Below are 713 nucleotides of genomic sequence, written 5' to 3'. Positions count from 1 at the left end.
GATCGGCCACAAGTTTGCCAACGTCGATGCGACCAAGGAACCGATTCCGGTGGTGCCGACGATCCACTACCAGATGGGCGGCATTCCGACCAACATCAACGGCCAGGTGGTGGCACCGAAGAACGGCAGCCAGGAAATCGTCAACGGCATGTATGCCATCGGCGAATGCGCCTGCGTGTCGGTGCATGGCGCCAACCGCCTCGGCACCAACTCGCTCCTGGACCTGGTGGTGTTCGGACGCGCGGCCGGCAACCACATCGTGGCCTCGAACCTGAAGCAGAAGAGCCACAAGCCGCTGCCGGCCGATGCCGCCGAACTGGCCCTGTCGCGCCTGGCGCGCCTGGAAACCAGCACCGGAAGCGAGCGCGTGCAGGACGTGGCCAACGCGATCCGCTCGACCATGCAGCAGTACTGCGGCGTGTTCCGCACGGATGAGCTGCTGCAGACCGGCTTTGCGAAGATCATGGAACTCGACGAGCGGCGCAAGCATGTGTCGTTCAAGGACAAGTCCAAGGTGTTCAACACCGCCCGGGTGGAAGCGCTGGAGCTGGACAACCTGATCGAGACCGCCAAGGCGACGATTACTTCGGCGGCGGCGCGCAAGGAATCGCGCGGCGCGCATGCGCATCGCGACTACGAAAAGCGCGACGACGAGAACTGGATGAAGCACACGCTGTGGTTCTCGGAAGGTTGCCGTCTGGACTACAAGCCGG

General features: G+C 63.7%; 1 protein-coding gene. It reads left to right on the top strand.

Annotated elements, in window-relative coordinates:
- Nucleotides 1–713 (top strand): FAD-binding protein (locus tag IGW03_RS37765; RefSeq protein WP_194727501.1); only part of this gene is annotated, 713 nt, incomplete at both ends.

The organism is Noviherbaspirillum malthae (genome assembly GCF_015352985.1).
Taxonomy (GTDB): domain Bacteria; phylum Pseudomonadota; class Gammaproteobacteria; order Burkholderiales; family Burkholderiaceae_D; genus Noviherbaspirillum; species Noviherbaspirillum malthae.
This window is presented reverse-complemented; position numbering and strand designations above follow the sequence as displayed.